Source organism: Caenispirillum salinarum (genome assembly GCF_044803115.1).
GTDB classification, from domain to species: domain Bacteria; phylum Pseudomonadota; class Alphaproteobacteria; order Rhodospirillales; family Rhodospirillaceae; genus Caenispirillum; species Caenispirillum salinarum_A.
In genome coordinates this window covers 2998208-3022492 of sequence record NZ_CP085224.1, presented here as the reverse complement: position 1 = coordinate 3022492, position 24285 = coordinate 2998208, and the positions used below count along the sequence as shown (strand labels likewise).

General features: G+C 66.1%; 21 protein-coding genes. 20 read left to right on the top strand and 1 reads right to left on the bottom strand.

Annotated features, from left to right (window positions below; genetic code table 11):
• Nucleotides 1–12: 12 nt before the first annotated feature.
• The 12 genes from nuoI to LG334_RS13740 all read left to right on the top strand — a co-directional run bounded on the left by nuoI (nucleotide 13) and on the right by LG334_RS13740 (nucleotide 11467).
• Nucleotides 13–501: an NADH-quinone oxidoreductase subunit NuoI gene (gene nuoI / locus LG334_RS13795; protein ID WP_009540292.1), complete on the top strand. Its 489-nt coding sequence runs from the start codon at nucleotides 13–15 to the stop codon at nucleotides 499–501.
• A 106-nt stretch (nucleotides 502–607) separates the two neighbouring features.
• A complete protein-coding gene (locus tag LG334_RS13790; RefSeq protein WP_404378912.1) occupies nucleotides 608–1228 on the top strand; it encodes an NADH-quinone oxidoreductase subunit J in 621 nt (206 codons plus the stop codon).
• A 5-nt stretch (nucleotides 1229–1233) separates the two neighbouring features.
• Complete coding sequence (nuoK, locus tag LG334_RS13785; protein WP_404386386.1) at nucleotides 1234–1542, top strand: NADH-quinone oxidoreductase subunit NuoK; 309 nt, start codon at nucleotides 1234–1236, stop codon at nucleotides 1540–1542.
• 10 nt (nucleotides 1543–1552) lie between these two features.
• Complete coding sequence (gene nuoL, locus LG334_RS13780) at nucleotides 1553–3478, top strand: NADH-quinone oxidoreductase subunit L (protein ID WP_404378911.1); 1926 nt, start codon at nucleotides 1553–1555, stop codon at nucleotides 3476–3478.
• Between the two features lie 7 nt (nucleotides 3479–3485).
• Nucleotides 3486–5000 (top strand): NADH-quinone oxidoreductase subunit M, encoded by a 1515-nt coding sequence (locus LG334_RS13775; RefSeq protein WP_404378909.1) that lies wholly within the window; start codon nucleotides 3486–3488, stop codon nucleotides 4998–5000.
• Between the two features lie 24 nt (nucleotides 5001–5024).
• Nucleotides 5025–6467, top strand: coding sequence for an NADH-quinone oxidoreductase subunit NuoN (gene nuoN / locus LG334_RS13770; RefSeq protein ID WP_404378907.1), 1443 nt, complete (start codon nucleotides 5025–5027; stop codon nucleotides 6465–6467).
• Nucleotides 6468–6504: 37 nt separating this feature from the next.
• On the top strand, nucleotides 6505–7317 hold the full coding sequence (locus LG334_RS13765) for a biotin--[acetyl-CoA-carboxylase] ligase (RefSeq protein WP_404378905.1): 813 nt from the start codon (nucleotides 6505–6507) through the stop codon (nucleotides 7315–7317).
• 1 nt (nucleotide 7318) lies between these two features.
• Nucleotides 7319–8086 (top strand): type III pantothenate kinase, encoded by a 768-nt coding sequence (locus LG334_RS13760; protein ID WP_404378903.1) that lies wholly within the window; start codon nucleotides 7319–7321, stop codon nucleotides 8084–8086.
• 9 nt (nucleotides 8087–8095) lie between these two features.
• Nucleotides 8096–9772 (top strand): ribonuclease J, encoded by a 1677-nt coding sequence (locus tag LG334_RS13755; RefSeq protein WP_404378901.1) that lies wholly within the window; start codon nucleotides 8096–8098, stop codon nucleotides 9770–9772.
• A gap of 44 nt (nucleotides 9773–9816) precedes the next feature.
• The gene (mce, locus tag LG334_RS13750; protein WP_404378899.1) at nucleotides 9817–10221 is read left to right on the top strand and encodes a methylmalonyl-CoA epimerase; all 405 of its coding nucleotides are present in this window, start codon (nucleotides 9817–9819) and stop codon (nucleotides 10219–10221) included.
• Between the two features lie 119 nt (nucleotides 10222–10340).
• Nucleotides 10341–10832: an SRPBCC family protein gene (locus LG334_RS13745; RefSeq protein WP_404378897.1), complete on the top strand. Its 492-nt coding sequence runs from the start codon at nucleotides 10341–10343 to the stop codon at nucleotides 10830–10832.
• Nucleotides 10833–10906: 74 nt separating this feature from the next.
• Nucleotides 10907–11467, top strand: a complete 561-nt coding sequence (locus tag LG334_RS13740; RefSeq protein WP_404378896.1) for a DNA-3-methyladenine glycosylase I — start codon at nucleotides 10907–10909, stop codon at nucleotides 11465–11467.
• Between the two features lie 188 nt (nucleotides 11468–11655).
• On the opposite strand, the gene LG334_RS13735 is transcribed toward LG334_RS13740, so the two are convergent.
• Nucleotides 11656–12945: an NCS2 family permease gene (locus tag LG334_RS13735; RefSeq protein ID WP_404378894.1), complete on the bottom strand. Its 1290-nt coding sequence runs from the start codon at nucleotides 12943–12945 to the stop codon at nucleotides 11656–11658.
• Nucleotides 12946–13066: 121 nt separating this feature from the next.
• On the opposite strand from LG334_RS13735, the gene LG334_RS13730 reads away from it, so the two are divergent.
• From LG334_RS13730 to tsf, 8 genes are all read left to right on the top strand, one after another.
• Nucleotides 13067–13567: a hypothetical protein gene (locus LG334_RS13730; RefSeq protein ID WP_404378892.1), complete on the top strand. Its 501-nt coding sequence runs from the start codon at nucleotides 13067–13069 to the stop codon at nucleotides 13565–13567.
• 137 nt (nucleotides 13568–13704) lie between these two features.
• The gene (gene proS / locus LG334_RS13725) at nucleotides 13705–15015 is read left to right on the top strand and encodes a proline--tRNA ligase (protein WP_404378891.1); all 1311 of its coding nucleotides are present in this window, start codon (nucleotides 13705–13707) and stop codon (nucleotides 15013–15015) included.
• Nucleotides 15016–15245: 230 nt separating this feature from the next.
• On the top strand, nucleotides 15246–16487 hold the full coding sequence (locus tag LG334_RS13720; RefSeq protein ID WP_404378890.1) for a lipoprotein-releasing ABC transporter permease subunit: 1242 nt from the start codon (nucleotides 15246–15248) through the stop codon (nucleotides 16485–16487).
• Nucleotides 16480–17172 carry an ABC transporter ATP-binding protein gene (locus tag LG334_RS13715; RefSeq protein ID WP_404378888.1) on the top strand — a complete coding sequence of 231 codons (693 nt, stop codon included), beginning with the start codon at nucleotides 16480–16482 and terminating at the stop codon, nucleotides 17170–17172. The genes LG334_RS13720 and LG334_RS13715 overlap by 8 nt, the downstream gene beginning before the upstream one ends.
• A 227-nt stretch (nucleotides 17173–17399) precedes the next feature.
• Nucleotides 17400–20885 (top strand): DNA polymerase III subunit alpha, encoded by a 3486-nt coding sequence (dnaE, locus tag LG334_RS13710; RefSeq protein WP_404378886.1) that lies wholly within the window; start codon nucleotides 17400–17402, stop codon nucleotides 20883–20885.
• An 84-nt stretch (nucleotides 20886–20969) separates the two neighbouring features.
• A complete protein-coding gene (ada, locus tag LG334_RS13705) occupies nucleotides 20970–22040 on the top strand; it encodes a bifunctional DNA-binding transcriptional regulator/O6-methylguanine-DNA methyltransferase Ada (RefSeq protein ID WP_404378884.1) in 1071 nt (356 codons plus the stop codon).
• Between the two features lie 220 nt (nucleotides 22041–22260).
• Nucleotides 22261–23118 (top strand): 30S ribosomal protein S2, encoded by an 858-nt coding sequence (rpsB, locus tag LG334_RS13700; protein WP_404378882.1) that lies wholly within the window; start codon nucleotides 22261–22263, stop codon nucleotides 23116–23118.
• 102 nt (nucleotides 23119–23220) lie between these two features.
• Nucleotides 23221–24147 carry a translation elongation factor Ts gene (gene tsf, locus LG334_RS13695; RefSeq protein ID WP_404378881.1) on the top strand — a complete coding sequence of 309 codons (927 nt, stop codon included), beginning with the start codon at nucleotides 23221–23223 and terminating at the stop codon, nucleotides 24145–24147.
• Nucleotides 24148–24285 lie beyond the last annotated feature (138 nt).

Genomic DNA, 24285 nt, shown 5'->3' with positions numbered 1-24285 from the left:
GAGTCTGACGACATGGGTTTCATCGACCGGACGGCCCGCAGCTTCCTGCTGCTGGAAATGCTTCAGGGCATGGCGCTGTCGTTCAAGTACATGTTCAAGCCTCGGGTGACCATCAACTACCCGATGGAAAAGGGTCCGCTGAGCCCGCGCTTCCGCGGCGAGCATGCCCTGCGCCGCTATCCCAACGGGGAAGAGCGCTGCATCGCCTGCAAGCTGTGCGAGGCCATCTGCCCCGCGCTGGCGATCACCATCGAGGCGGAGCCGCGCGAGGACAACAGCCGCCGTACCTCGCGCTACGACATCGACATGACGAAGTGCATTTACTGCGGCCTCTGTCAGGAGGCCTGTCCGGTGGATGCCATCGTCGAGGGCCCGAACTTCGAGTTCTCCGCCGAAACGCGCGAAGAGTTGCTGTACAACAAGGACAAGCTGCTGGCCAACGGCGACCGCTGGGAGCCGGAGCTGGCCGCGCGTATCGAACTCGACGCGCCCTACCGCTGACGACGCCGGCGCCCGCCGCCTCCCGCGGCGGGCGCGCCAACGATAAAGAGACGGGACTGATCATGGTTATGGAGCGGGCTCCCGGAGCCGCCGGGAAGGGGGGTCTATGATTATCGCCACCTTTGCCTTCTATCTGTTCGCCGTGGTCGCTGTGATCAGCGGCCTCCTGGTCATCACGGCCAAGAACCCCGTTCATTCGGTGTTGTGGCTGATCCTGGCCTTCTTCAACGCGGCCGGCCTGTTCGTCCTTCTGGGGGCGGAGTTCCTGGCCATGCTTCTGGTGGTCGTGTACGTGGGCGCCGTCGCGGTCCTGTTCCTGTTCGTGGTCATGATGCTGGACCTGAACACGCTGAACTTCCGCGAGGGCTACCAGCAGTACATGCCGCTTGGTCTGGCCATCGGCCTCGTCCTGCTGGTCGAGCTGGCGACCATCGGCGCCGGCTGGGCGCTGCTGCCCGAGGTGCAAAGCCAGCTCGCCGCGCCGATCGCGGCGGCGGATGCTGCCGGCCTGAGCAACACCGAGGCGCTGGGTCACATCATATACACCGACTACGTGTACTTCTTCCAGGCCGCGGGCATCATCCTGCTGGTCGCCATGGTCGGCGCCATCATGCTGACGCACCGGTCGCGCGAAGGCGTGCGCAAGCAGAAGATCGGCAAGCAGCTGGCGCGCGATCCGGCCGCTTCGATCGAGGTCAAGAAGGTCGAGACGGGGAGGGGCATCTGATGATGATGGCCGTCGGACTCAGCCACTACCTGACGGTGGCCGCGATCCTGTTCACGCTGGGCGTGTTCGGTATCTTCCTGAACCGTAAGAACGTGATCATCATCCTGATGTCGGTCGAGCTGATGCTGCTGGCCGTCAACATCAACCTGGTGGCGTTCTCGGCGTTCCTGGGCGATCTGGTGGGCCAGGTGTTCACCATGTTCGTGTTGACCGTGGCCGCGGCGGAAGCCGCCATCGGTCTCGCCATCGTGGTTGTGTTCTACCGCAACCGCGGGTCCATCGAAGTTGAAGACATCAACCAGATGAAGGGCTAAGGGGCACCCGATGTACGTCGCAGCCATCTTCCTGCCGCTGCTCGCCGCGATCGTGGCGGGCTTCGGCCGCCACTTCTTGGGCGACCGTGGTGCCCAGATCGTCACCATCCTCGGCGTGGGCACCGCCGCGATCCTGTCGGTGCCGATCTTCGTCACCGTGGCGCTGAACGGGAACCCGCAGGTCATCGAGCTGTTCACCTGGATCCGCTCCGGGGACATGGACACCTCGTGGGCCCTGCGCATCGATACCCTGACGGCGGTCATGCTGATCGTCGTGAACTGGGTCTCGTTCATGGTGCACATCTACTCCGTCGGGTACATGCACCACGATCCGTCGATCCCGCGCTTCCAGGCCTACCTGTCGTTCTTCACCTTCGCCATGCTGATGCTGGTGACGTCGGACAACCTGATCCAGCTGTTCTTCGGCTGGGAGGGCGTCGGCGTGGCCTCCTACCTGCTGATCGGCTTCTGGTACCACAAGCCCTCGGCCAACGCGGCGGCCATGAAGGCCTTCCTGGTCAACCGCGTGGGTGACTTCGGCTTCGCGCTGGGCATCGCGGGCGTGTTCTTCCTGTTCGACACGGTGAACTTCTCCGAGATCTTCGCCGCCGTCCCGCAGCACGCTGACACCACCGTCACCTTCTTCGGCGTCGAGTGGCACGCGCTGACGATCATCGGCATCCTTCTGTTCATCGGCGCCATGGGCAAGTCGGCCCAGCTCGGCCTGCACACCTGGCTGCCGGACGCCATGGAAGGCCCGACCCCGGTCTCCGCGCTGATCCACGCCGCCACCATGGTGACCGCCGGCGTGTTCATGGTCACCCGCATGTCGCCGGTGTTCGAGTACGCGCCGACGGCGCTTGCCATCGTCACCGTGGTCGGTGCGCTGACCGCCATCTTCGCTGCAACAGTTGGGTGCGTTCAGAACGACATCAAGCGCGTCATCGCCTACTCGACCTGTTCGCAGCTGGGCTACATGTTCTTCGCGATCGGCGTCTCCGCCTATCAGGCGGCGATCTTCCACCTGATGACGCACGCCTTCTTCAAGGCGCTGCTGTTCCTGGGTGCCGGTTCCGTCATCCACGCCATGTCCGACGAGCAGGACATGCGCAAGATGGGCGGCATCTGGAAGCACATCAAGCTGACCTACGCCGTCATGTGGATCGGTTCCTTGGCGCTGGCGGGCGTGCCGTTCTTCGCCGGCTACTTCTCCAAGGACATGATCCTCGAGGCTGCCTATGGCGCTCATTCGGGGGTCGGCATGTTCGCCTTCTGGATCGGCATCATCGCCGCGTTCCTGACGGCCTTCTACAGCTGGCGCCTGCTGATCATGACCTTCCACGGCAAGCCGCGTGCCGACGAGTACGTGATGAGCCACGTGCATGAGAGCCCGGCGGTCATGACCATTCCGCTGATCGTGCTGGCCGTTGGTGCCGTCTTCGCCGGCTACATCGGGTATGACGTCTTCGTCGGCCCGGCCCGCGGTGAGTTCTGGGGCGAGAGCATCCTGATCCTGGCCGACAACGACAGCGTGGGCGCCGCCCATCACGTGCCGGGCTGGGTGCCGATCCTGCCGGCCGCCATGGGCGTTGCGGGTATCCTGACCGCCTACGTGTTCTACATGCTGGCGCCGGGTATTCCGGGCATGCTCGCCCGCACCTTCCAGCCGGTTTACAAGTTCCTGCTGAACAAGTGGTACTTCGACGAGCTGTACGATGCGATCTTCGTCCGCCCGACCTGGTACCTGGGCCGCGGCTTCTGGAAGTCGGGCGACGGTGCCCTGATCGACGGCGTCGGTCCCAACGGCGTCGCCGCCGCGGCGAAGAACGTGGCGCAGCGCCTGTCGCGCATGCAGTCGGGCTATGTCTACCACTACGCCTTCTTCATGATCGCGGGGCTGTTCGTCTTCGTGACCTGGTACATGATCAAGGGATGACCCCAAGATGACCGATCTGCCGCTTCTGACGATCATCACCTTTCTGCCGCTGGTCGGCGCCGGGTTCATCCTCTTCGTGCGTGGCGAGGAGGCCCAGGTGGCCTCCAACGCCCGCAACGTGGCCCTGCTGACCTCGGTCGCCACCTTTATCCTGTCGCTCTTCCTGTGGTTCGGATTCGACAACACGACGGCCGACTACCAGTTCACCGAGCAGCAGGAGTGGCTGCCGGCGTTCAACATCGCCTACAGCATGGGCATCGACGGCATTTCGCTGTTCTTCGTCCTGCTGTCGACCTTCCTGACGCCCATCTGCATCCTGTCGAGCTGGGAGGCGGTGACCAAGCGCGTGAAGGAATACATGATCGCCTTCCTGGTCCTGGAGACCATGATGGTGGGCATGTTCTGCGCGCTGGATGCCTTCCTGTTCTACATCTTCTTTGAAGGCGTCCTGATCCCGATGTTCATCATCATCGGTGTCTGGGGCGGTGCGCGCCGCGTCTACGCCGCCTTCAAGTTCTTCCTGTACACGCTGCTCGGCTCGGTGCTGATGCTGCTGGCGTTCCTGACCATGTACTTCACGGCGGGCACGTCCGACATCGCGAGCTTGGTGGCCTACGACTTCGCCTACGGCATGCAGATCTGGCTGTGGCTGGCCATTTTCGCCTCGTTCGCGGTGAAGGTGCCCATGTGGCCGGTGCACACCTGGCTGCCCGACGCGCACGTCGAGGCGCCGACGGCGGGCTCGGTCATCCTGGCCGGCGTGCTGCTGAAAATGGGCGGCTACGGCTTCCTGCGCTTTTCGGTGCCCATGCTGCCAGAGGCCACGGAGGCCTTCACGCCGCTGGTCTACACCCTGTCGGTCGTCGCCATCGTCTACACCTCCATGGTCGCGCTGGTGCAGAACGACATGAAGAAGATGATCGCCTATTCGTCCGTGGCGCACATGGGCATGGTGACCATCGGCATCTTCGCGCTGACCCAGCAGGCCGTCGAGGGCGCCATCTTCCAGATGCTGTCGCACGGCATCGTCTCGGGCGCGCTGTTCCTGTGCGTCGGCGTCGTCTACGACCGCCTGCACACCCGCGAGATCGCGCGCTATGGCGGTCTGGCGAACAACATGCCGCGCTATGCCCTGGTGTTCATGATCTTCATGCTGGCTTCGGTCGGCCTGCCGGGCACCTCGGGTTTCGTTGGTGAGTTCCTGATCATCCTCGGCGTGTTCCAGGTGAACACCTGGGTCGCCCTGCTGGCCGCCACCGGCCTGATCCTGGGCGCCATGTACATGCTGTGGCTGTACCGTCAGGTGATCTTCGGCAAGCTGGATAAGGACGACGTCAAGGCGATGCTCGACCTGTCCAAGCGCGAGATCGCCATCCTGGCGCCGCTGGTGGTGCTGGTCCTGTGGATGGGCATCTATCCGGCCAGCTTCCTGGACCCCATGAGCGTCGCCGTGGAAAACCTGATCAGCAATTACCAGGTGGCGCTCGAGGCCGCCGGCAGCCAGCCCCTGGCCGCCCGCTGAGGATTTGAGGGAGAGAGAATTATCATGACCTCGGCTCTGAACCTGGGTGCCGCGCTCCCGGAAATCTTCCTGGCCGTCGCGGGCATGGCCCTGCTGATGTACGGCGTGTTCCGGAAGGGCGACACCACCACCTCCGTCGGGTGGATGACCGTCATTGCCTTCATCGTCGCCGCGATCTTCGTGGTGACCGGCGATACCAACCAGCTTGTCTTTGGCGGGTCGTTCATCACCGACAGCTTCTCGGCCTTTGCCAAGGTGCTGATCCTGGCGGGCGGCGCGTTCACGCTGATCATGGCCCTGCAGTGGCTGAAGGCTGAGAAGATCGCGCGGTTCGAGTTCTGCATCATCATGCTGTTCGCCACGACCGGCATGCTGATGATGGCCAGCGCGAACGACCTGATCTCGTTCTACCTGGGCCTGGAACTGCAGTCGCTGTCGGCCTATGTGATCGCCGCCTTCAACCGCGACAACCTGCGTTCCACCGAAGCCGGCCTGAAGTACTTCGTGCTGGGCGCCGTGGCCTCGGGCCTGCTGCTGTACGGCATGAGCATGGTCTATGGCTTCACCGGCACCACCACCTTTGCCGGCATCGCCGAAGTGATCGGCGCCGGCCACGCGGGCACGGGCGTCCTGGTGGGCCTGGTGTTCATCCTGGCCGGCCTGTCGTTCAAGGTCTCCGCCGCGCCCTTCCACATGTGGACGCCCGACGTCTACGAGGGTGCGCCGACCCCGGTCACCGCCTTCTTCGCCATCGCGCCGAAGGTGGCCGCGCTGGCGCTCATGGCCCGCGTGCTGATGGGGCCGTTCTACGAGATGGCGGATCAGTGGCAGCAGGTTGTGTGGCTGGTGGCCGCGCTGTCCATGTTCATCGGTGGCTTCGCCGCCATCACCCAGACCAACATCAAGCGCCTGATGGCCTATTCTTCCATCGGCCATGTGGGCTATGCCCTGATCGGTCTGGCCGTGGCGGATGAGCAGGGCGTGCGCGGCATGCTCATCTACCTGGCCATCTACCTGTTCATGAACGTCGGCACCTTCGCCGTCATCCTCTCCATGCGGTTCAAGGGCCGGGCGACGGAGCAGATCAGCGACCTGTCGGGCCTGTCCAAGACCCACCCTGTCATGGCGCTGTGGCTGGCGATCTTCATGTTCTCCATGGCCGGCATTCCGCCGCTGGCCGGCTTCTTCGGCAAGCTTTACGTCTTCCTGGCGGCTGTCCAGGCGGAGCTGTACGGCCTGGCCGTGATCGGCGTGCTGACCAGCGTGGTGGCCGCGTTCTACTACCTGCGCATCATCAAGGTGATGTACTTCGACGAGCCGGTGGAGGCCTTCGACCGCCCGCCCCGTGCGACCAGCGCCATCCTGGGCATCTGCGGCCTGTTCGTGACGCTGTTCGTCCTGTACCCGGCGCCGATCCTGGCTGCCGCGTCGGCGGCCGCCGCCTCGCTGTTCCAGATGCCGGGCTGAGGCCCGGCATCCTCTCCCACGCGAGGAGGCGCAGGCCTTGTCGAACGTCACCCTGCCGCCCGGCTGGCGGCTCGTGGCCCTCGACGCCATCGACAGCACCAACGCGGAACTCCGCCGTCTCTCCGAAGCGGGAGGCGGCGGTTCGCCGTCGGGGGCCGGGCTGGAGGGGCTGACCGTCACCGCCGCCACACAGACGGCCGGCCGCGGCCGGCGCGGCCGCGTCTGGGCGAGCCCGCGCGGGAACATGTCGGCCTCCATCCTGGTGGAGGTCGGCGGTGCGCGGGGCAATGCCGGCGAACTCTCCTTCGTCGCCGGTGTCGCCCTGCACGAGGCGCTGGCGGCCCTGGCGCCGGGCTATGATTTTCGGCTCAAGTGGCCCAACGACCTGCTCCTGGGCGGGCGCAAGCTGGCCGGAATGCTGCTGGAGACGGTGTTTCCGACCGGAGCACCGGCAGGGCAGGGTGCGGTCATCGTCGGCACCGGGGCCAACTTGGCGGCGGTGCCGGATCTGGAGCCGCTCTATCCGGTCACCGCCCTTGCTGCGCACGGCGCGACGGTGACGCCCGAAGCCCTGTTGACGGTCTACGCCGAGGCCTTAGCGGCCTGGCTGTCGCGCTGGCGGAGCGAAGGGTTCGCGCCCGTGCGCGCGGCGTGGCTTCGGGCGGCGCACGGCGTCGGCGGGCCGGTGACGGCCCGGTTGGCCGACGGAAACGAGGTTTCCGGCATATTCGAAGCGTTGGACGAGGCCGGCGCGTTGATCCTGCGGACGCCCGACGGCAAGACCTGCCGCGTGCTCGCGGGCGACGTCTTTTTCGGGCCTGGTGGCGGCACCCCGGGCGGAGGCGCATGACATGCTGCTGACCATCGACTCCGGCAACACCAACATCGTCTTCGCCGTGTTCGACGGCGACGAGGTCCGCGGCGAATGGCGCTCGTCGACCACCACCGAGCGAACGGCCGACGAGTTCGGGGTGTGGCTGACGCTGCTGCTGGGCACGGCCGACATCAAGCCGGATGATATCGACGCGGCCATCGTCGCAACGGTGGTTCCGGCCAATGTGTTCACTTTGAAAACGCTGTGCCGCCGCTATTTCAAGTGCGAGCCGCTGGTCGTCGGCGAGCCGAACGTGGAACTGGGCCTGGAAATCCGCCTCGACCACCCGGAGGAGGTGGGCGCCGACCGCCTGGTGAACGCGGTCGCGGCCCATGCGCGCTATGAAGGGCCGTTGATCGTCATCGATTTCGGCACCGCGACCACCTTCGATGCCATTGCGGCAAACGGCGATTACCTGGGCGGGGCCATCGCGCCCGGCATCAATCTTTCTCTCGAAGCGTTGCATATGGCAGCGGCGAAGCTGCCGCGCATCGCGATCGGGCGTCCGACCGAGGTCATCGGAAAGGGCACGGTTTCGGCCATGAAGTCCGGCGTCTATTGGGGCTACGTGGGGTTGATCGAAAGCCTGTGCCGACGCATTTCCAATGAACTGGGCGCGCCCGCCACCACCGTCGCCACGGGCGGGCTCGCGCCGCTGTTCGCAGAGGCGACGGACGTGATACACCACCTTGACCAGGACCTGACGCTTCGGGGCCTGCTCGAAATCCACCGCAGAAACGTCTAAGGGATCAGTGTGAGCGACACATCAGGAAATGGCTTCACGCCACGCAACGAGCTTTGGTTCCTGCCGCTCGGCGGCTCCGGCGAGATCGGGATGAACCTGAACCTCTATGGCTGCGACGGCAAGTGGATCATCGTGGACATGGGGGTGAGCTTCGGGGACGACAGCGTGCCCGGTGTTGACGTGGTCATGCCGGACCCGTCGTTCATCGAGGATCGCGCCGAGGACCTATTGGGCATCGTGCTCACCCACGCCCACGAGGACCACCTGGGCGCGGTCGGCTACCTGTGGCCGTGGCTGAAATGCCCGGTCTACGCCACGCCCTTCGCCGCGGCCTTCCTTGAGACCAAGCTCAAGGAGGAAGAACTGCTGGGCGAGGTGCCGGTGAACGTCGTGCCGCTGGGGGGCCGGGTCGACATCGGGCCGTTCGACATCGAGTTCGTCTCGCTCACCCACTCCATACCCGAGCCCAACGGCCTGGCGATCCGCACGCCCTACGGCACGGTGTTCCACACCGGCGACTGGAAGCTGGACCCGGAACCCGTGGTGGGCGAGGACGCCAACATCAAGCGCCTGAAGGAGATCGGCGACGAGGGTGTGCTGGCGATGGTCTGCGATTCGACCAACGTCATCAACAAGGGCCGCGCCGGCTCGGAAGGGGCGGTGCGCGAGAGCCTGTCGGATCTCATTGCCAGCTACCGCACCGGCAAGGTGGCCGTCGCGTGCTTCGCATCGAACCTGGCGCGCGTGAAGACCATCGTGGAGGCGGCGCGCGACGCCGGTCGCGAGGTCTGCCTGGTCGGCCGCTCGCTGTGGCGGGTGACGGAGGTGGCGCGCAAGGTTGGATACCTGGACGAGCGCGAGGCATTCCTGGAAGCCGACGAGGCTGCCAACCTTCCCGACAACCGGGTCCTCTACATCTGCACGGGCAGCCAGGGCGAGCCGCGGGCGGCGCTCAACCGCATCGCCTACAACACGCATCCCAGCGTGAAGTTCGGCAAGGGCGATACGGTGTTCTTCTCCAGCCGCGTCATCCCGGGCAACGAGAAGGCCATTTTCCGCCTGCAGAATCAGCTTGTGCGCCTGGGCTGCGAGATCATCACCGACCGCGACAAGTTCATTCACGTCTCGGGCCATCCGGCGCAGGACGAGATGCGGGAGATGTACTCCTACATCCGCCCGCGCATTGCCGTGCCCGTCCACGGCGAGCGCCGCCACCTGCACGAGCACGAGAAACTGGCGCTTGAATGCGGAGCCGAAGTGGCCATCATCAACGAGAACGGCGGGATCGTGAACTTGGGCCCCGGCGAGCCGGAGATCATCGGCCACGTGCCCACCGGCCGGCTGGTGCTGGACGGCGACCGCATCGTCCCCATCGACTCGGAGATCCTCCGTGACCGCAAGCGCATGGTGCAGAACGGGGCGGCGGTCATCACCCTGGTGATGGACGACCGCGGGCGTCTTCTGGCCGATCCGCTGGTCACCACCCACGGCCTGTTCGAACCCGACGAGGAGGAGGACGAGTCCGTGCTGGTGGAAGTGGTCCGCAGTGCGCTCGGCCGCCTGTCGCCCAACGATCTGCGCAAGGACGACACGGTGGCAGAGGCCGCGCGACTGGCACTGCGCCGCACCTTCCACGCCGACCAGCGCCGCAAGCCGCTGACCGACGTTCATCTGGTCCGGCTGTGAGGCCGGGGCCCTATCGAGGCTGGAAACGAGGGGAGTAGACAGACATGATCGGACGCTTGAACCACGTCGCCATCGCGGTGCCGGACCTGGAAGCGGCGACGGCCACCTACCGCGACGTACTGGGCGCCAAGGTTTCCGACCCGGTGCCGCAGCCGGCCCACGGGGTGACGGTGGTTTTCGTGGAACTGCCCAACACCAAGATCGAGCTGCTGCATCCGCTGGGGGAAAAGTCGCCGATCCAGGGCTTCCTGGACAAGAACGCGAGCGGCGGCATCCACCACGTCTGCTACGAGGTCGACGACATCATCGCCGCCCGCGACAAGCTGAAGACCGAGGGCATGCGCGTCCTGGGCGACGGCGAGCCCAAGATCGGCGCCCACGACAAGCCGGTGCTGTTCCTGCACCCCAAGGACTTCAACGGCACCCTGGTGGAACTGGAGCAGGCGTAAGGCATCCGCCGCCTGTCATGTTCGGAATGCCCGGCCGTCGCGCCGGGCATTCTGCTTTTGAGGGATCGACGGGTTTGGTTCGAGCGTAGTGAAAACATTGCTCGAAATGGAGACGTCCCATGCCGCGCCTTGCCCTTGCCGCCGCCGCCGTAGCCGCTCTGACGCTGGCCCCCGCTGCCGCCTCCGCCGACGCGGGGATCACGGCCGTCTACGAAACCACTCCGGACAAGCTGTGGGACATGGTTGATTTCCACCAGCCGTCGGAAGTCATCATGCCGCCCATCGCCTCCAGCGCGCGCGAGGGCGAGGGCGTCGGGGCGACCAAGGTGAACACACTGGCCGACGGTGGCGGCGACATTCACCTGCTGCTGGCCTATTACGCGCCCGAGGAGCGCGCCTTCAATTACACCATCCAGGAGGGTCCGTTGCCGGTAACGAACTACGTCGGGCAGGTGCGCGTGACCGAGGCCGGCGAGGGGCGCGCCGCGCTGAGCTGGCAGGGGACCTATGACGCTGCCGGGGTTCCCGAGGATAAGGCGGACGAAATCCTCGGCGGCTTCTACGCCTCCATCGCCGAGCGCATCGGTGAAACCTACGAGCGCGTGGAATAGTGGGTGCGAAAGTTCCGCTAACGTTCTTCCTGTGGTAGCCTTTCCCGGCCGAATCTGAGAGAGGGGCCGCCCGCATGAACTGGTATTGCGACGTCGCGCCGGACGACCCCGTCCACGCGCCCTATCACGACAATGAATATGGCGTGCCGGTTGCCGACGACGTTGTGCTGTTCGAGCGGCTGTGCCTGGAGGTGTTCCAGGCCGGGCTGTCGTGGAAACTGATCCTCAAGAAGCGGCCGACGCTCAACGCCGCCTTTGCCGGATTCGATCCTGTGAAGGTGGCCGCGTTCGACGAGAACGACCGTGCCCGGCTGTTGGCCGACCCGGGCATCATCCGCAACCGCCTGAAGGTCGACGCCACCATCGAGAACGCGCGTCGGCTGCTGGTCCTGCAAGCGGATCACGGAAGCTTCGCCGCCTGGATCGCCGCCCAGCATCCGCTGCCGAAGGATCAGTGGGTCAAGCGCTTCCGCAAGACCTTCAAGTTCATGGGCGGCGAGGTGGTGGGCGAGTTCCTCATGAGCATCGGCTATCTCCCCGGTGCGCACCGAGAGGACTGCCCCGCCATGGAACGCATACGGCCCCTCGACCCGCCCTGGATGCGGGGGAAGATGGAACCCGAGCCAACCGCATAAGGCATTGAAAAAGGCCGGAACATCCCGTCCCGGCCTTCCGGCGTTTTCGCCTCTTCGGCACGCTCTGGCAACGCGCCCTGTCCTCCCTAAACCTGAGCCGGTCATGCAGCCCTTGGATTAAGTAGAGGCAGCGTATGTAATTATCGGACGTGTGTCACGACATTTTTGTCAGGATCATGCGTACCACCTTAGAGGTAGGCGAACTTCATTGCGAACAGAAGGGCGACGACGACCCCGATCGGGTTAAGGTCGCCCCACTTGCCCGCCAGGATCTTGATCAGCACGAAGACGATGAAGCCGAAGCCGATGCCCTCGGAAATGCTGAAGGTCAGCGGCATGGACAGGGCGGTGACCACGGCCGGGGCGAACTCCGTCACGTCGTGCCAGTCGACCTCGCGCAACGACCCCGCCATCAGGCAGGCCACGTAAACCAGCGCGGCGGCGGTCGCATAGGCGGGGACGGTGCCGGCCAGCGGTGCCAGAAACAGGGCGAGCAGGAAGAACGCTGCCACAACCACGGCCGTCAGCCCGGTGCGTCCACCGGCGCGGATGCCCGACAGGCTCTCGATGTAGCTGGTGGTGGTCGACGTGCCGAGGCCTGCGCCGACGACGGTGGCGGAACTGTCGGCCAGCAGGGCGCGGGACATGCGCGGCAGGCGGCCCTGTTCATCCAGGAGTCCGGCGGCGTGGCTGGTGGCAATCAGGGTGCCGGCGGTGTCGAACATGTCGATGAACAGCAGCGACAGGATGACCGTCACAAGGCCGATCTCCAGGGCGCCCATGACGTCCATCTGCAGGAAGGTGGGCTCCACCGACGGCGGCAGCGAGGCAATGCCTCCCATGTCCTGGAAGCCCAGCAGGACGGCGATGGCGGTGGTCAGCAGGATGCCGATGATGATCGCACCCGGCACCTTCCGGTGGTCCAGCGCCACCATGACGACGAAGGAGAACACGGCCAGCAGCACCGGCGCGCTGGTCAGGTCGCCGGGGCCGACGAAGGTGGCCTCGTTGGCGACGATGATGCCGGCGTTGGTCAGGCCGATGAAGCCCAGGAAAAACCCGATGCCTGCCGCGATCGCCATCTTCAGGCTTTGCGGAATGGCGTTGATGATCGCCTCGCGCACCTTCACCACGCTCAGGATCACGAACACCACGCCCGACCAGAACACCGCGCCCAGGGCGATCTCCCACGAATACCCCATGCCGAGCACGATGGAGTAGGCGAAGAAGGCGTTGACCCCCATCCCCGGGGCCAGCGCGATGGGATAGTTGGCCCACAGCCCCATGACGGCCGACCCGAAGGCGGCGGCCAGACAGGTGGCGACGAAGGCGGCATCGCGGTCGATGCCGGCATCGGCCAGGATGCTGGGGTTGACGAAGACGATGTAGGCCATTGTCAGGAACGTGGTGGCGCCGGCCACAACCTCGCGCTTGACGGTGGTGCCGTGGTCCGTCAGGCCGAACAGGCGGTCGAGCATGGGCGGGGGCTCCGCTTGGGTGGTCTCTCAATGCGAGGATCGTGAAACCCTCTGTTAAGCGCGGGCGGTTCACAGTGGAGGGGCCGCAGGCCCGCCGATCCATAACGCAAGGGAAACGATCATGCCGCGCCCGACGATGCGCCTCCTGCTCGCTTCGCTCGCTCTGGCCGTCGCGCCCGTCTCCGGCGCCCTGGCCGAGGCCGAGGTGGTGCTGTTGCCCGACGGTACGACCGGCGTCACGGTGGATGCCCGCGCGTGCCGGAAAATCGGCCAGTCTGCCGCCTATCGTCAAGCGCCGGGGGTGGAATACCGGCCGGGCGTGGACGTGCGCGGTCATCCGGTGGCTCCGGCCGACGTCGGTGGCGGTTACGGTATCGACCTGCCGGACGAGATCACCATCCCTATCACCGTCGACCTCGCCGGAGCCTGGCGCGACAGCACGGCGGCGGGCACCGTGCAGGCCGAGGCGCTTCTGGGGGTGGTGACCATCCGCGACGGCATGGCCTTCTGGAACGGCAAGGCCATCGACGCCGAGGGCCAGGCCGACCTGCGCGAAGCCTGTCGTCGCCTCGGCGTACTCCAGGACGCGGCAGAGGAGCGCAAGCCCGCACCGCCCCGCTGAAGGCTGCCGTCCTTTCGCCTGATTTTGCCTCATGATGGTGCCTGTTGCCGCCCCATCGTCCAGGCGTTAGAGTGCCGCCAACCTCTCGGGCGCCCGTTACCCAGGCGTCCGCCAATCCCGCACTTTTCGAGGATCGCATGCGTCTGTCCCGCTATTTCCTGCCGACGCTGAAGGAGACGCCCTCCGAGGCGCAGATCGTCTCCCACCGCCTGATGCTGCGCGCCGGCCTGATCCGCCAGCACGCCGCCGGCATCTACAACTGGCTGCCGCTGGGCTACCGCGTGCTGCGCAAGGTGGAGCAGATCGTGCGCGAGGAGCAGGATCGCGCCGGCGCGCAGGAAATCCTCATGCCGTCCATCCAGTCTGCCGACCTGTGGCGCGAGTCCGGCCGCTACGACGACTACGGCAAGGAGATGCTGCGCATCACCGACCGCCACGATCGCGACATGCTGTTCGGCCCGACGCACGAGGAAGTGGTGACGGACATCTTCCGCCACAACGTGCGCAGCTACAAGGGCCTGCCGCTGAACCTCTACCAGATCCAGTGGAAGTTCCGCGACGAGGTCCGCCCCCGTTTCGGTGTCATGCGCGGCCGCGAGTTCCTGATGAAAGACAACTACTCCTTCGACCTGAACCAGGAGGAGGCGCGCAAGTCCTACAACCGCATGTTCGTCGCCTACCTGCGCACCTTCGAGCGCATGGGCCTGAAGGCGATCCCCATGCAGGCCGACACCGGCCCCATCGGCGGCGACCTTTCCCACGAGTTCATCGTGCTGGCCGAAACCGGCGAGTCCGAGGTGTTCGTGGACGAAAAGCTGCTGGAAAAGCCGATCCCGCGCGATGTGGACTACGGCAGCGACCTGCAGCCCATCGTCGACGACTGGACCAGCCTGTTCGCCGCGACCGACGAAAAGTACGATCCGCAGGCGCACCCGGCCGTCGGCGAGGGCATCGTCACCGCGCGCGGCATCGAGGTGGGGCACATCTTCTACTTCGGCACCAAGTACAGCGGCGCCATGGGCGCGGTGGTCATGGGGCCGGAGGGCGACGAGGCGCCGGTTCACATGGGCAGCTACGGCATCGGCGTCTCCCGCCTCGTGGGCGCGATCATCGAAGCCAGCCACGACGACAACGGCATCATCTGGCCGGAGGAAGTGGCGCCCTACACCGTCGGTCTGGTGAACCTGAAGGTCTCGGACGCCGAGGTGACGGCGGCCTGCGACGATCTCTATGCCAAGCTGAACGCGGCGGGCGTCGAGACGCTGTACGATGACCGGGACGAGCGCGCGGGGGCCAAGTTCGCCGACATGGATCTGGTGGGCGTGCCCTGGCAGGTGGTCGTGGGGCCCAAGGGCCTGAAGAACGGCGTCGCCGAGGTGAAGAACCGCAAGACCGGCGACCGCGAGGAAGTGTCGCTCGACTCCGTGGTGGCGCGCTTCGCGGGCTGAGCGGTGGTGCATTTATAGCCACCAAGACACGAAGGACACCAAGAGGGCGTGCCGACTGATGACGTTTCGCTTCATCGGTTGGCGCGCTTCCTCTTAAAAAACACGCTATTAGGAAGAAATATTAAGCCGCTGATGCACGTTCACACCGCTCCCTTGGTGTACTTGGTGCCTTTGTGGCCTCGCTAACCCGACCTTTCGCCCTTCCCCCGGCAAGAACCTGAAGGACAGGCATGATCTTCTCGGCCTTTGAACGGATGATGGCCCTGCGCTACCTGCGGGCGCGGCGGAAGGAGGGGTTCGTCTCCGTCATCGCCGGATTTTCGCTGCTCGGCATCGCGCTGGGCGTCGCGACGCTCATCATCGTCATGGCGGTGATGAACGGCTTCCGGCAGGAGCTTCTGACCAACATTCTGGGCCTCAACGGTCACATGACGGTCACGAGCACCAATGTCTTCCGCGACTACGAGAGCGCCGCCGACATCGTGCGAGGCGTGCCGGGCGTGACGGCCGTGACGCCCATGGTGGAAGGGCAGGTCATGGCCTCGGGCAACAACCAGTCTGGGGGCGCTATCGTGCGCGGCGCCCAGCCGAAAGACCTGATGAACCGGCCCATCATCGCCCAGGCCATCATCGCCGGGTCGCTGGAGAATCTGGGGCCGGAACAAATCCTCATCGGCGAGCGCATGGCCGACAAATATGGTCTGTGGCTGGGCGACAAGCTGTCGCTCATCAGCCCCAAGGGCAACGTGACCGCCTTCGGCACCGTGCCGCGGGTGCGCGCCTACGAGGTGGGCGCCATCTTCAAGGTGGGCATGTATGAATACGACTCCAGCTTCATCTTCATGCCGCTGGAGGCCGCCCAGACCTACTTCCAGCGGCAGAACGCCGTGACGCACCTGGAAGTTGTGACGGAAAGCCCCGACGAGATCGAGGAGACCATGGCCCGCGTCGCCGGGGCGCTGGGGCAGGGCTATCAGTTGCGCGGCTGGCAGAACACCAACGCCAGTTTCTTCAACGCGCTTCAGGTAGAGCGCAACGTCATGTTCCTGATCCTGACGCTCATCATCCTGGTGGCGGCGTTCAACATCATTTCGGGCCTCATCATGCTGGTGAAGGACAAGGGCCGCGACATCGCCATCCTGCGCACCATGGGGGCGACGCGAGGTTCGGTGATGCGCATCTTCTTCATCGCCGGCGCCTCGGTCGGGGTGATCGGCACCATCGCCGGACTGGGCCTCGGCGTCGCATTCGCCGCGAACATCGAAAGCATCCGCCAGGGGCTTCAGGCCTTGACGGGGACCGAACTGTTTTCGCCGGAAATCTATTTCCTGGCGACCATGCCGGCGGAGATCGAGTGGCGGGAGGTGGGCACGGTGGTTCTCATGGCCCTGGGCCTGAGTTTCGGGGCGACCATCTATCCCTCCTGGCGCGCCGCCCGCCTCGATCCGGTGGAGGCCCTGCGCTATGAGTGACGCGGCGCTGAAGCTGACGAACGTGAAACGCTCCTTCAAACAGGGGCGCGAGGTGCTGGAGGTCCTGCGCGGTATCGACATGGCGATCCAGCCGGGCGAGATCGTCGCGCTGGTCGGTCCCTCGGGCACCGGCAAGTCGACGCTGTTGCAGATTTCCGGCCTTCTGGAGAAGCCGACGAGCGGCGAGGTGCTGATCGCCGGCACCTCGGCCGGGCGGCTGTCGGACGACAAGCGCACGGCGCTCCGCCGCCTGCATCTGGGCTTTGTCTACCAGTACCACCACCTGCTGCCCGAGTTCTCGGCGCTGGAGAACGTGGTACTGCCGCAGATGATCGCCGGCACGAGCAAGGGCGAGGCCCGGAAGCGCGCCGCGCGCCTGCTGGAGGGCATGGGCCTGGCGGACCGCATCAAGCACCGCCCGGCGGAACTGTCGGGCGGCGAGCAGCAGCGCGTCGCCATCTGCCGCGCGCTCGCCAATGGCCCGCGCCTGCTGCTGGCCGACGAGCCGACCGGGAACCTGGACCCCCACACCAGCGACCACGTCTTCGCCGCCTTCCTGCGGCTGGTGCGGGAGGAAGGTCTGGCGGCGCTGATCGCCACCCACAACCCCGACCTGGCCGCCCGCATGGACCGCACCGTGAGCCTCAGCGAAGGCCGCCTGCGGGAAGGGGTGCCGGCCGAGTAGGGGGTGGGGCGGACGATGTGCGTGGATGCCAGCTTTCGCTGGCATGACGGTTGAATGGTTGTTCGCCCTGGTCTTCCCGTTGCCCCAGCGAAAGCTGGGGCCCACCCCCGACGTCTGCCGCTTGTCCGAGCGCTCGCCAGGACGATTAAGGCCTCGTTTGCCATCTCGTGCTACGGTTCCTCTCGAACCGTTGGCGCCTCATTTCTGTTCAGCGTGAAACCGCCGCCATGACCGACACCGCCGCCGCCTCGTCCTCCTTCGTCCACCTGCGCGTCCACACGGCATATTCCATGTCCGAGGGTGCCATCGCGGTAAAGACGCTGCCCAAGCTGTGCAAGAAGATGGGCATGCCGGCGGTCGCCATCACCGACACGCGCAACGTCTTCGGCGGCCTGGAATTCTCCGTTGGCTGCACCGGCGAGGGCATTCAGCCCATCATCGGCTGCCAGATCAGCCTGCGCCGGAAGCCGGAGAAACCGTCCGGCTTCGGCGCCCGCGAGGCCCGCACGCCCGAGCCCGATCAGCTTGTCCTCATCGCCCAGAACGAGGCGGGTTACGAGAACCTGCTCAAGGTGGTCTCCATGTCGTACCTGGAGACCGACGGCCACGAAACGCCGCAGGTGGACATGGCCGCCCTGAAAGAGCACGGCGAGGGCCTCATCTGCCTCACCGGCGGACCGCTCGGCCCCGTCGGGCGCCTGATCCTGGACGGCCAGATGGACGCCGCCGAGGACATGCTGAAGGCGCTGGCCGACATCTACACGGGCCGTCTTTATGTGGAAATCCAGCGCCACGGCATGCCGCGCGAGGACCAGTCGGAGCCGGGCTTTATCGACCTGGCCTACAAGCTGGACCTGCCGCTGGTCGCGACCAACGAATGCTTCTTCCCCGACCGCGACATGTACGAGGCGCACGACGCGCTCATCTGCATGGCGGAAAAGAGCTTCCTGTCCCACACCGACCGCCGCCGCCTGACTCCGGAGCACTACTTCAAGAGCCCCGAAGAGATGCGGGATCTGTTCAAGGATCTTCCGGAAGCCATTGAAAACACTCTGGTTATCGCCAAGCGCTGCGCGGTGATGGTGGAGAAGCGCGATCCGATCCTGCCGCGCGCGCCCCAGGCCGGCGGCCGGTCCGAGGAGGAGGCCTTGCGGGAGGTCGCCGCCGAGGGCCTGCGGGCGCGGCTGGACGTGCACGTCTACACCGACGGCATGTCGGAGGAGGACAAGGAGGCGGCCGCAAAACCCTATTGGGATCGGCTGGAATACGAGCTGGGCATCATCAACAAGATGGGCTTCCCCGGCTACTTCATGATCGTCGCGGACTTCATCCAGTGGGGCAAGGATCACGACATCCCGGTCGGGCCGGGCCGTGGCTCGGGCGCGGGCTCGCTGGTGGCCTGGGCGCTGACCATTACCGACCTGGACCCGCTGCGCTTCGCCCTGCTGTTCGAGCGGTTCCTGAACCCCGAGCGCGTGTCCATGCCCGACTTCGACGTGGACTTCTGCCAGGACCGCCGCGAAGAGGTCATCCGCTACGTCCAGGAAAAGTACGGCCGCGACAAGGTCGCGCAGATCATCACCTTCGGTAAGCTTCAGGCCCGCGCGGTGGTGCGCTCGGTCGGCCGCGTGCTGGAGATGCCGCTGGGATACGTCGACAAGATCTGCAAGATGATCCCCAACAACCCGGCCAACCCCTGCACCCTGCCCGAAGCGCTGGAGCAGGAACCGCAACTGGCCGAGTTGCGCGACAGCGACCCGCAGGTCGCCCACATGCTGTCCATCGCGCTGAAGCTGGAGGGCCTGTTCAGCCACGCCTCCACCCATGCCGCCGGCGTGGTCATCGGCGACCGCCCGCTGGACGAGCTGGTGCCGCTCTACCGCGATCCCAATTCCGACATGCCGGTCACCCAGTTCAACATGAAGTGGGTGGAACAGGCGGGCCTGGTGAAGTTCGACTTCCTGGGCCTGAAGACGCTTACCGTCATCAATACGGCGGTGAAGCACATCAAGGAGCAGCACGGCGTCGACATCGACATGAGCGCCCTGCCGCTCGACGACGAGAAGTCCTACCGCCTTCTGGCGCGCGGCGAGACGGCGGGCGTGTTCCAGCTTGAAAGTACCGGCATGCGCGACGTGCTGACCAAGCTGAAGCCCGACTGCCTGGAGGACATCATCGCCGTCGTGGCGCTGTACCGTCCCGGCCCCATGGACAACATCCCCTCCTACATCCGCCGCAAGCAGGGCGAGGAGGAGGTGATCTACATGCACCCCGACCTGGAGCAGATCCTGTCCGAGACCTACGGGATCATGATCTACCAGGAGCAGGTGATGCAGGCCGCCCAGATCCTGGCCGGCTACAGCCTCGGCGGCGCCGACCTTCTCCGCCGCGCCATGGGCAAGAAGATCCAGGCGGAGATGGACAAGCAGCGCACCATGTTCTGCGACGGGGCGGAGCAGAACAACATCCCGCGTGAAAAGGCGTCGGAAATCTTCGACACCATCGCCAAGTTCGCCGGCTACGGCTTCAACAAGTCGCACGCTGCCGCTTACGCGCTGGTCGCCTACCAGACCGCCTACCTGAAGGCCAATTACCCCGTCGAGTTCATGGCCGCGACCATGACCTACGACATGCACAACACCGAAAAGCTGGAGGCCTTCAAGGCAGAGTTGGGCCGCCTGAAGATCGACCTGCTGCCGCCCGACATCAACAAGTCGGAAGTGCTGTTCTCGGTGGAGAAGGGCGCGGTGCGCTATGCGCTGTCGGCCATCAAGAACGTCGGCCAGCACGCCATGGAAACCTTGGTGAACGAGCGCCGCAAGAACGGGCCGTTCAAGGATATCAAGGACTTCGCACAGCGCCTTGACACCAAGGCCGTCAACAAGCGCCTGCTGGAAAACCTGGTGCGCGCCGGCGCCTTCGACTGTCTGAACAAGAACCGCGCCCAGACCTTCGCGGCCATCGAGACCATCATGCGCCATGCGCAGGCGGCGGCGCAGGAACGGTCGTCCAGCCAGGTCAGCCTGTTCGGCGGCACGCAGGAGGCGACGCCGCCGCTCACCCTGCCCAAGGTGCCGGACTGGACGCCGGTGGAGAAGCTGGACTGCGAACTGGCGGCCATCGGTTTCTACCTGTCGGCGCACCCGCTCGATACCTTCGACCGCACGCTCAAGCGCCTGTCGGTGGTGAAAAGCTCGGAACTGGTGGAGCACCTGAAGAACGGTGGCGCCAACCCGGTGAAGATGGCCGGCTCCGTCGGCGGGCGGAAGGAGCGCGTGGGCAAGAACGGCAGCCGCTACGCCTTCGTCACGCTGTCGGACGCCGGCGGGACGTATGAGGTGATGTTCTTTTCCGAGATCCTTGCGGCCTCGCGCGAGATCCTGGAGAGCGGCAAGCCGGTGGTCATCACGGTGGATGCGCGGCTGGACGGAGAACAGGTGCGGCTTGGCGCCAAGGCGGTGGAAAACCTGGAGGAGGTCGCCGCCCGCTCCACCAAGAAGCTGGAAATCCACATCGACAATCCAGAGCCGCTGGAGCGCCTGCGGGCGGTGATCGACAAGGACAAGCCGGGCAACGGCACCATCGTCGTGGTCGCGCATCTCGACGAGTACAACGTCGAGCTGAAGTACTCCGACCGCCAGTTCCAGCTGTCCGCCGCCACGCTCAGCGCGCTGCGCAATACGCCGGGCGTGATGGACGTGGTGGAAATCTGACGCCGCCCGAATTGCGTGGACGGAAACGGGATGCGGCGACGGGGCAGGGCGGCCAGACTGGCGGAAACAGTCCGCGAGGGTTCCATGCTCGACTCCACCGCTTCGCCGCCCATCCACGACGCCCGCTGGCGCGCCGTTCTGGAGAATGACGCGACCGCCGACGGCCGCTTCGTCTATGCCGTCCGCACCACGGGCATCTACTGCAAGCCTTCGTGTTGCTCCCGACCGCCCCGGCGCGGGAACGTCGCCACCTTCGACACGCCCGCCGAGGCCGAGGCCGCCGGCTTCCGCGCCTGCAAGCGCTGTCGCCCCGACGCGGCCGCCGATCCCGACGCGGACGCACTCGCCGCCGCCTGCCGACTCCTGGAAACGGCGGCGGACGAACCGGCGCTGGGCGAGCTTGCCGGGCGCGTGGGGCTGACGCCCGCCAAGCTGCGGCGGCTGTTCCGGGATCGCCTGGGCGTCACGCCCAAGGCCTACGCCAAGGCGCTGAAGGCCCGGCGCCTGACCCAAGGTCTGAAGAACGGCGCGACCGTCACCGAAGCCCTGTACGGCGCTGGATACGGTGCGCCCAGCAGGGCCTACGCGGCCGCTGGCGAGCGGATGGGCATGACGCCCACTGCTTACGCCCGTGGCGGGCAGGGCGAGGCGATCCGCTATGCGACCGCCGCCTGCGCCTTCGGCCGCCTTCTGGTGGCGACCACGGCGCGCGGCCTCTGCGCCGTGGAACTGGGCGCCGACGAGGCCGAGGTCGCGGCGCAGCTTCGCGCCCATTTCCCCAAGGCGGCGCTCGATGAGGATACGGAAGGACTCGCCGCCGTTGTTGAGGCCGTGGCGGCGCATGTGGAAGCGCCCGGCAAGGCGCTTGACCTGCCGCTGGACATTCGCGGCACGGCCTTCCAGGAAACGGTCTGGGCGGAACTGAAGCGCGTTCCGCCGAGCGAGACGGTTTCCTACGCCGAACTGGCACGCCGCCTGGGACGGCCGGATGCGGCGCGGGCGGTGGCCGGGGCCGTGGCGGCCAACCGGCTCGCCGTGGTCGTGCCCTGTCACCGTGTGGTGCGGGGCGACGGCGGATTGTCCGGCTACCGCTGGGGAGCAGCACGCAAGCGGGCCCTCCTGAAGGCGGAATCGGGCGGCGACGGCACGGAATAGGCGCCGGCTCTTGACCGATCCGTGAAACCCGGCGCGCAGACGGCGCAAAGGGGTTGCCAAAGGCCGGGCGCCGCTGTAAATAGCGGGCCTCCAAACCACGCACGCGGGTGCGCGGCCCTTTGCCCGACAACGGCAACAGGGCCATCCGGTGTCGGCGCCATTCTTCGCAGGATCGCCGATGACTTGCCCCGCGGAGGCCTAACCGGAAAAAGAGGACATTATGGCCCTTCCGACCTTTACCCTGCGTCAGATGATCGAGTCCGGCTGCCACTTCGGGCACAACACCCGTCGCTGGAACCCGCGCATGGCGCCGTTCCTGTTCGGTGTTCGCGACGGCGTGCACATCATCGACCTGCAGCAGACCGTTCCCATGCTGTACCGCGCCATGGAAGCCGTGCGCGACGTCACCGCCAACGGCGGCCGCGTGCTGTTCGTCGGCACCAAGCGCCAGGCCGCCGAGATCGTCGCCGAGTCGGCCAGCCGCTGCGGCCAGTACTACGTGAACCACCGTTGGCTCGGCGGCATGCTGACCAACTGGCGCACCGTGTCGAACTCCATCAAGCGCCTGCGTGAACTCGACGAGATGTTCGAGGTCGGCGTGCCGAGCGCGCTGACCAAGCGCGAAACGCTGAGCCTGGAGCGCGAGCGCGAGAAGCTGACCCGCGCGCTGGGCGGCATCAAGGAGATGGGCGGCCAGCCCGACCTGATCTTCGTCATCGACACCGTCAAGGAGTCGCTCGCGATCGCCGAGGCCAACAAGCTGGGCATCCCGGTCGTGGCCGTGCTGGACTCCAACAGCGATCCGAACGGCATCGCCTACCCGATCCCGGGCAACGACGACGCCATCCGCGCCATCAAGCTGTACTGCGAGCTGATCTCCGGCGCCGTCCTGGACGGCATCAGCGCCGAGATGGCCGCCGCCGGCGTTGACATCGGCGAGCAGGAAGAGGCTCCGGAAGAGCCCGCCCTGGCCACCGATGAGGTCGAAGGCCAGTCCGCCGAGGAGAAGGCTGCCGCCGACGAGGCCGCGACCCAGGCTCAGGAAGGTGAGCTCGGCGCCGGCCAGAACGCCGGCTGATCGCCGCGCCCGCGACGCATAGTGGCGGCGGCTTCGGTCGCCGCCATTTTTTCAAGAAACACCAATCGTTTTCGATTGAACGCCTAACCAAGAGGTTGAACGATGGCCGAGATTACCGCCTCCCTCGTCAAGGAGCTGCGCGAGAAGACCGGCGCCGGCATGATGGACTGCAAGAAGGCGCTGGCCGAGACCAACGGTGACCTGGAGGGCGCCGTCGACTGGCTGCGCAAGAAGGGCCTCGCCGCCGCCGCCAAGAAGGCCGGCCGCGTCGCCGCCGAGGGCCTGGTCGCGGTCAAGGCCGAGGGCACCAAGGGCGCCGTCGTCGAGCTGAACTCCGAGACCGACTTCGTGGCCCGCAACGACACCTTCCAGGAGTTCGTCGCCGAGGTCGCCGAGGTGGCCTTCTCCGTCGACGGCGATCTGGAAGCCACCAAGGTTGCCCAGCTGCCGTCCGCCGGCAAGTCGGTGCAGGACGCGCTGACCGACCTGATCGGCACCATCGGCGAGAACATGAACCTGCGCCGCGCCGGCGGCGTGTCGGTCTCCAAGGGCGTTGTCGCCGCCTACGTCCACAACGCGGTCAAGCCGGGCCTGGGCAAGATCGGCGTGCTGGTCGGCCTGGAGTCCGAGGGTGACGTCGCCAAGCTGGAAGACCTGGGCAAGCAGATCGCCATGCATGTGGCGGCCGCCAATCCGCAGTTCCTGACCGTGGACACCGTCGACACCTCCGCCGTCGACCGCGAGCGCGAAGTCCTGTCCGAGCAGGCCCGCGCTTCGGGCAAGCCGGAAGAGATCATCGCCAAGATGGTCGAGGGCCGTCTGCGCAAGTTCTACGAAGAAGTCGTGGTGCTGGAGCAGCCCTTCGTCATGGACCCGGACCGCAAGGTCAAGAAGGTCCTCGAGGACGCCGCCAAGGAAGTTGGCGCTCCGGTGACCCTCGCCGGCTTCCAGCGCATCGCGCTGGGCGAGGGCGTCGAGAAGAAGGAAGAGGACTTCGCCGCCGAGGTGGCCGCCGCCCGCGGCGCCTGATCGGCCGGAGTTTTATGGGGCGACAGCGGCTTGGATGGTGTATATCATCCGGGCCGGTGCCGCCCCTTTTTAATGCGCGCATCCGCGTTTTTGCGCACGCCGCGCACCGCCGGATCGTTCGCCCGGTGGGACGTGACC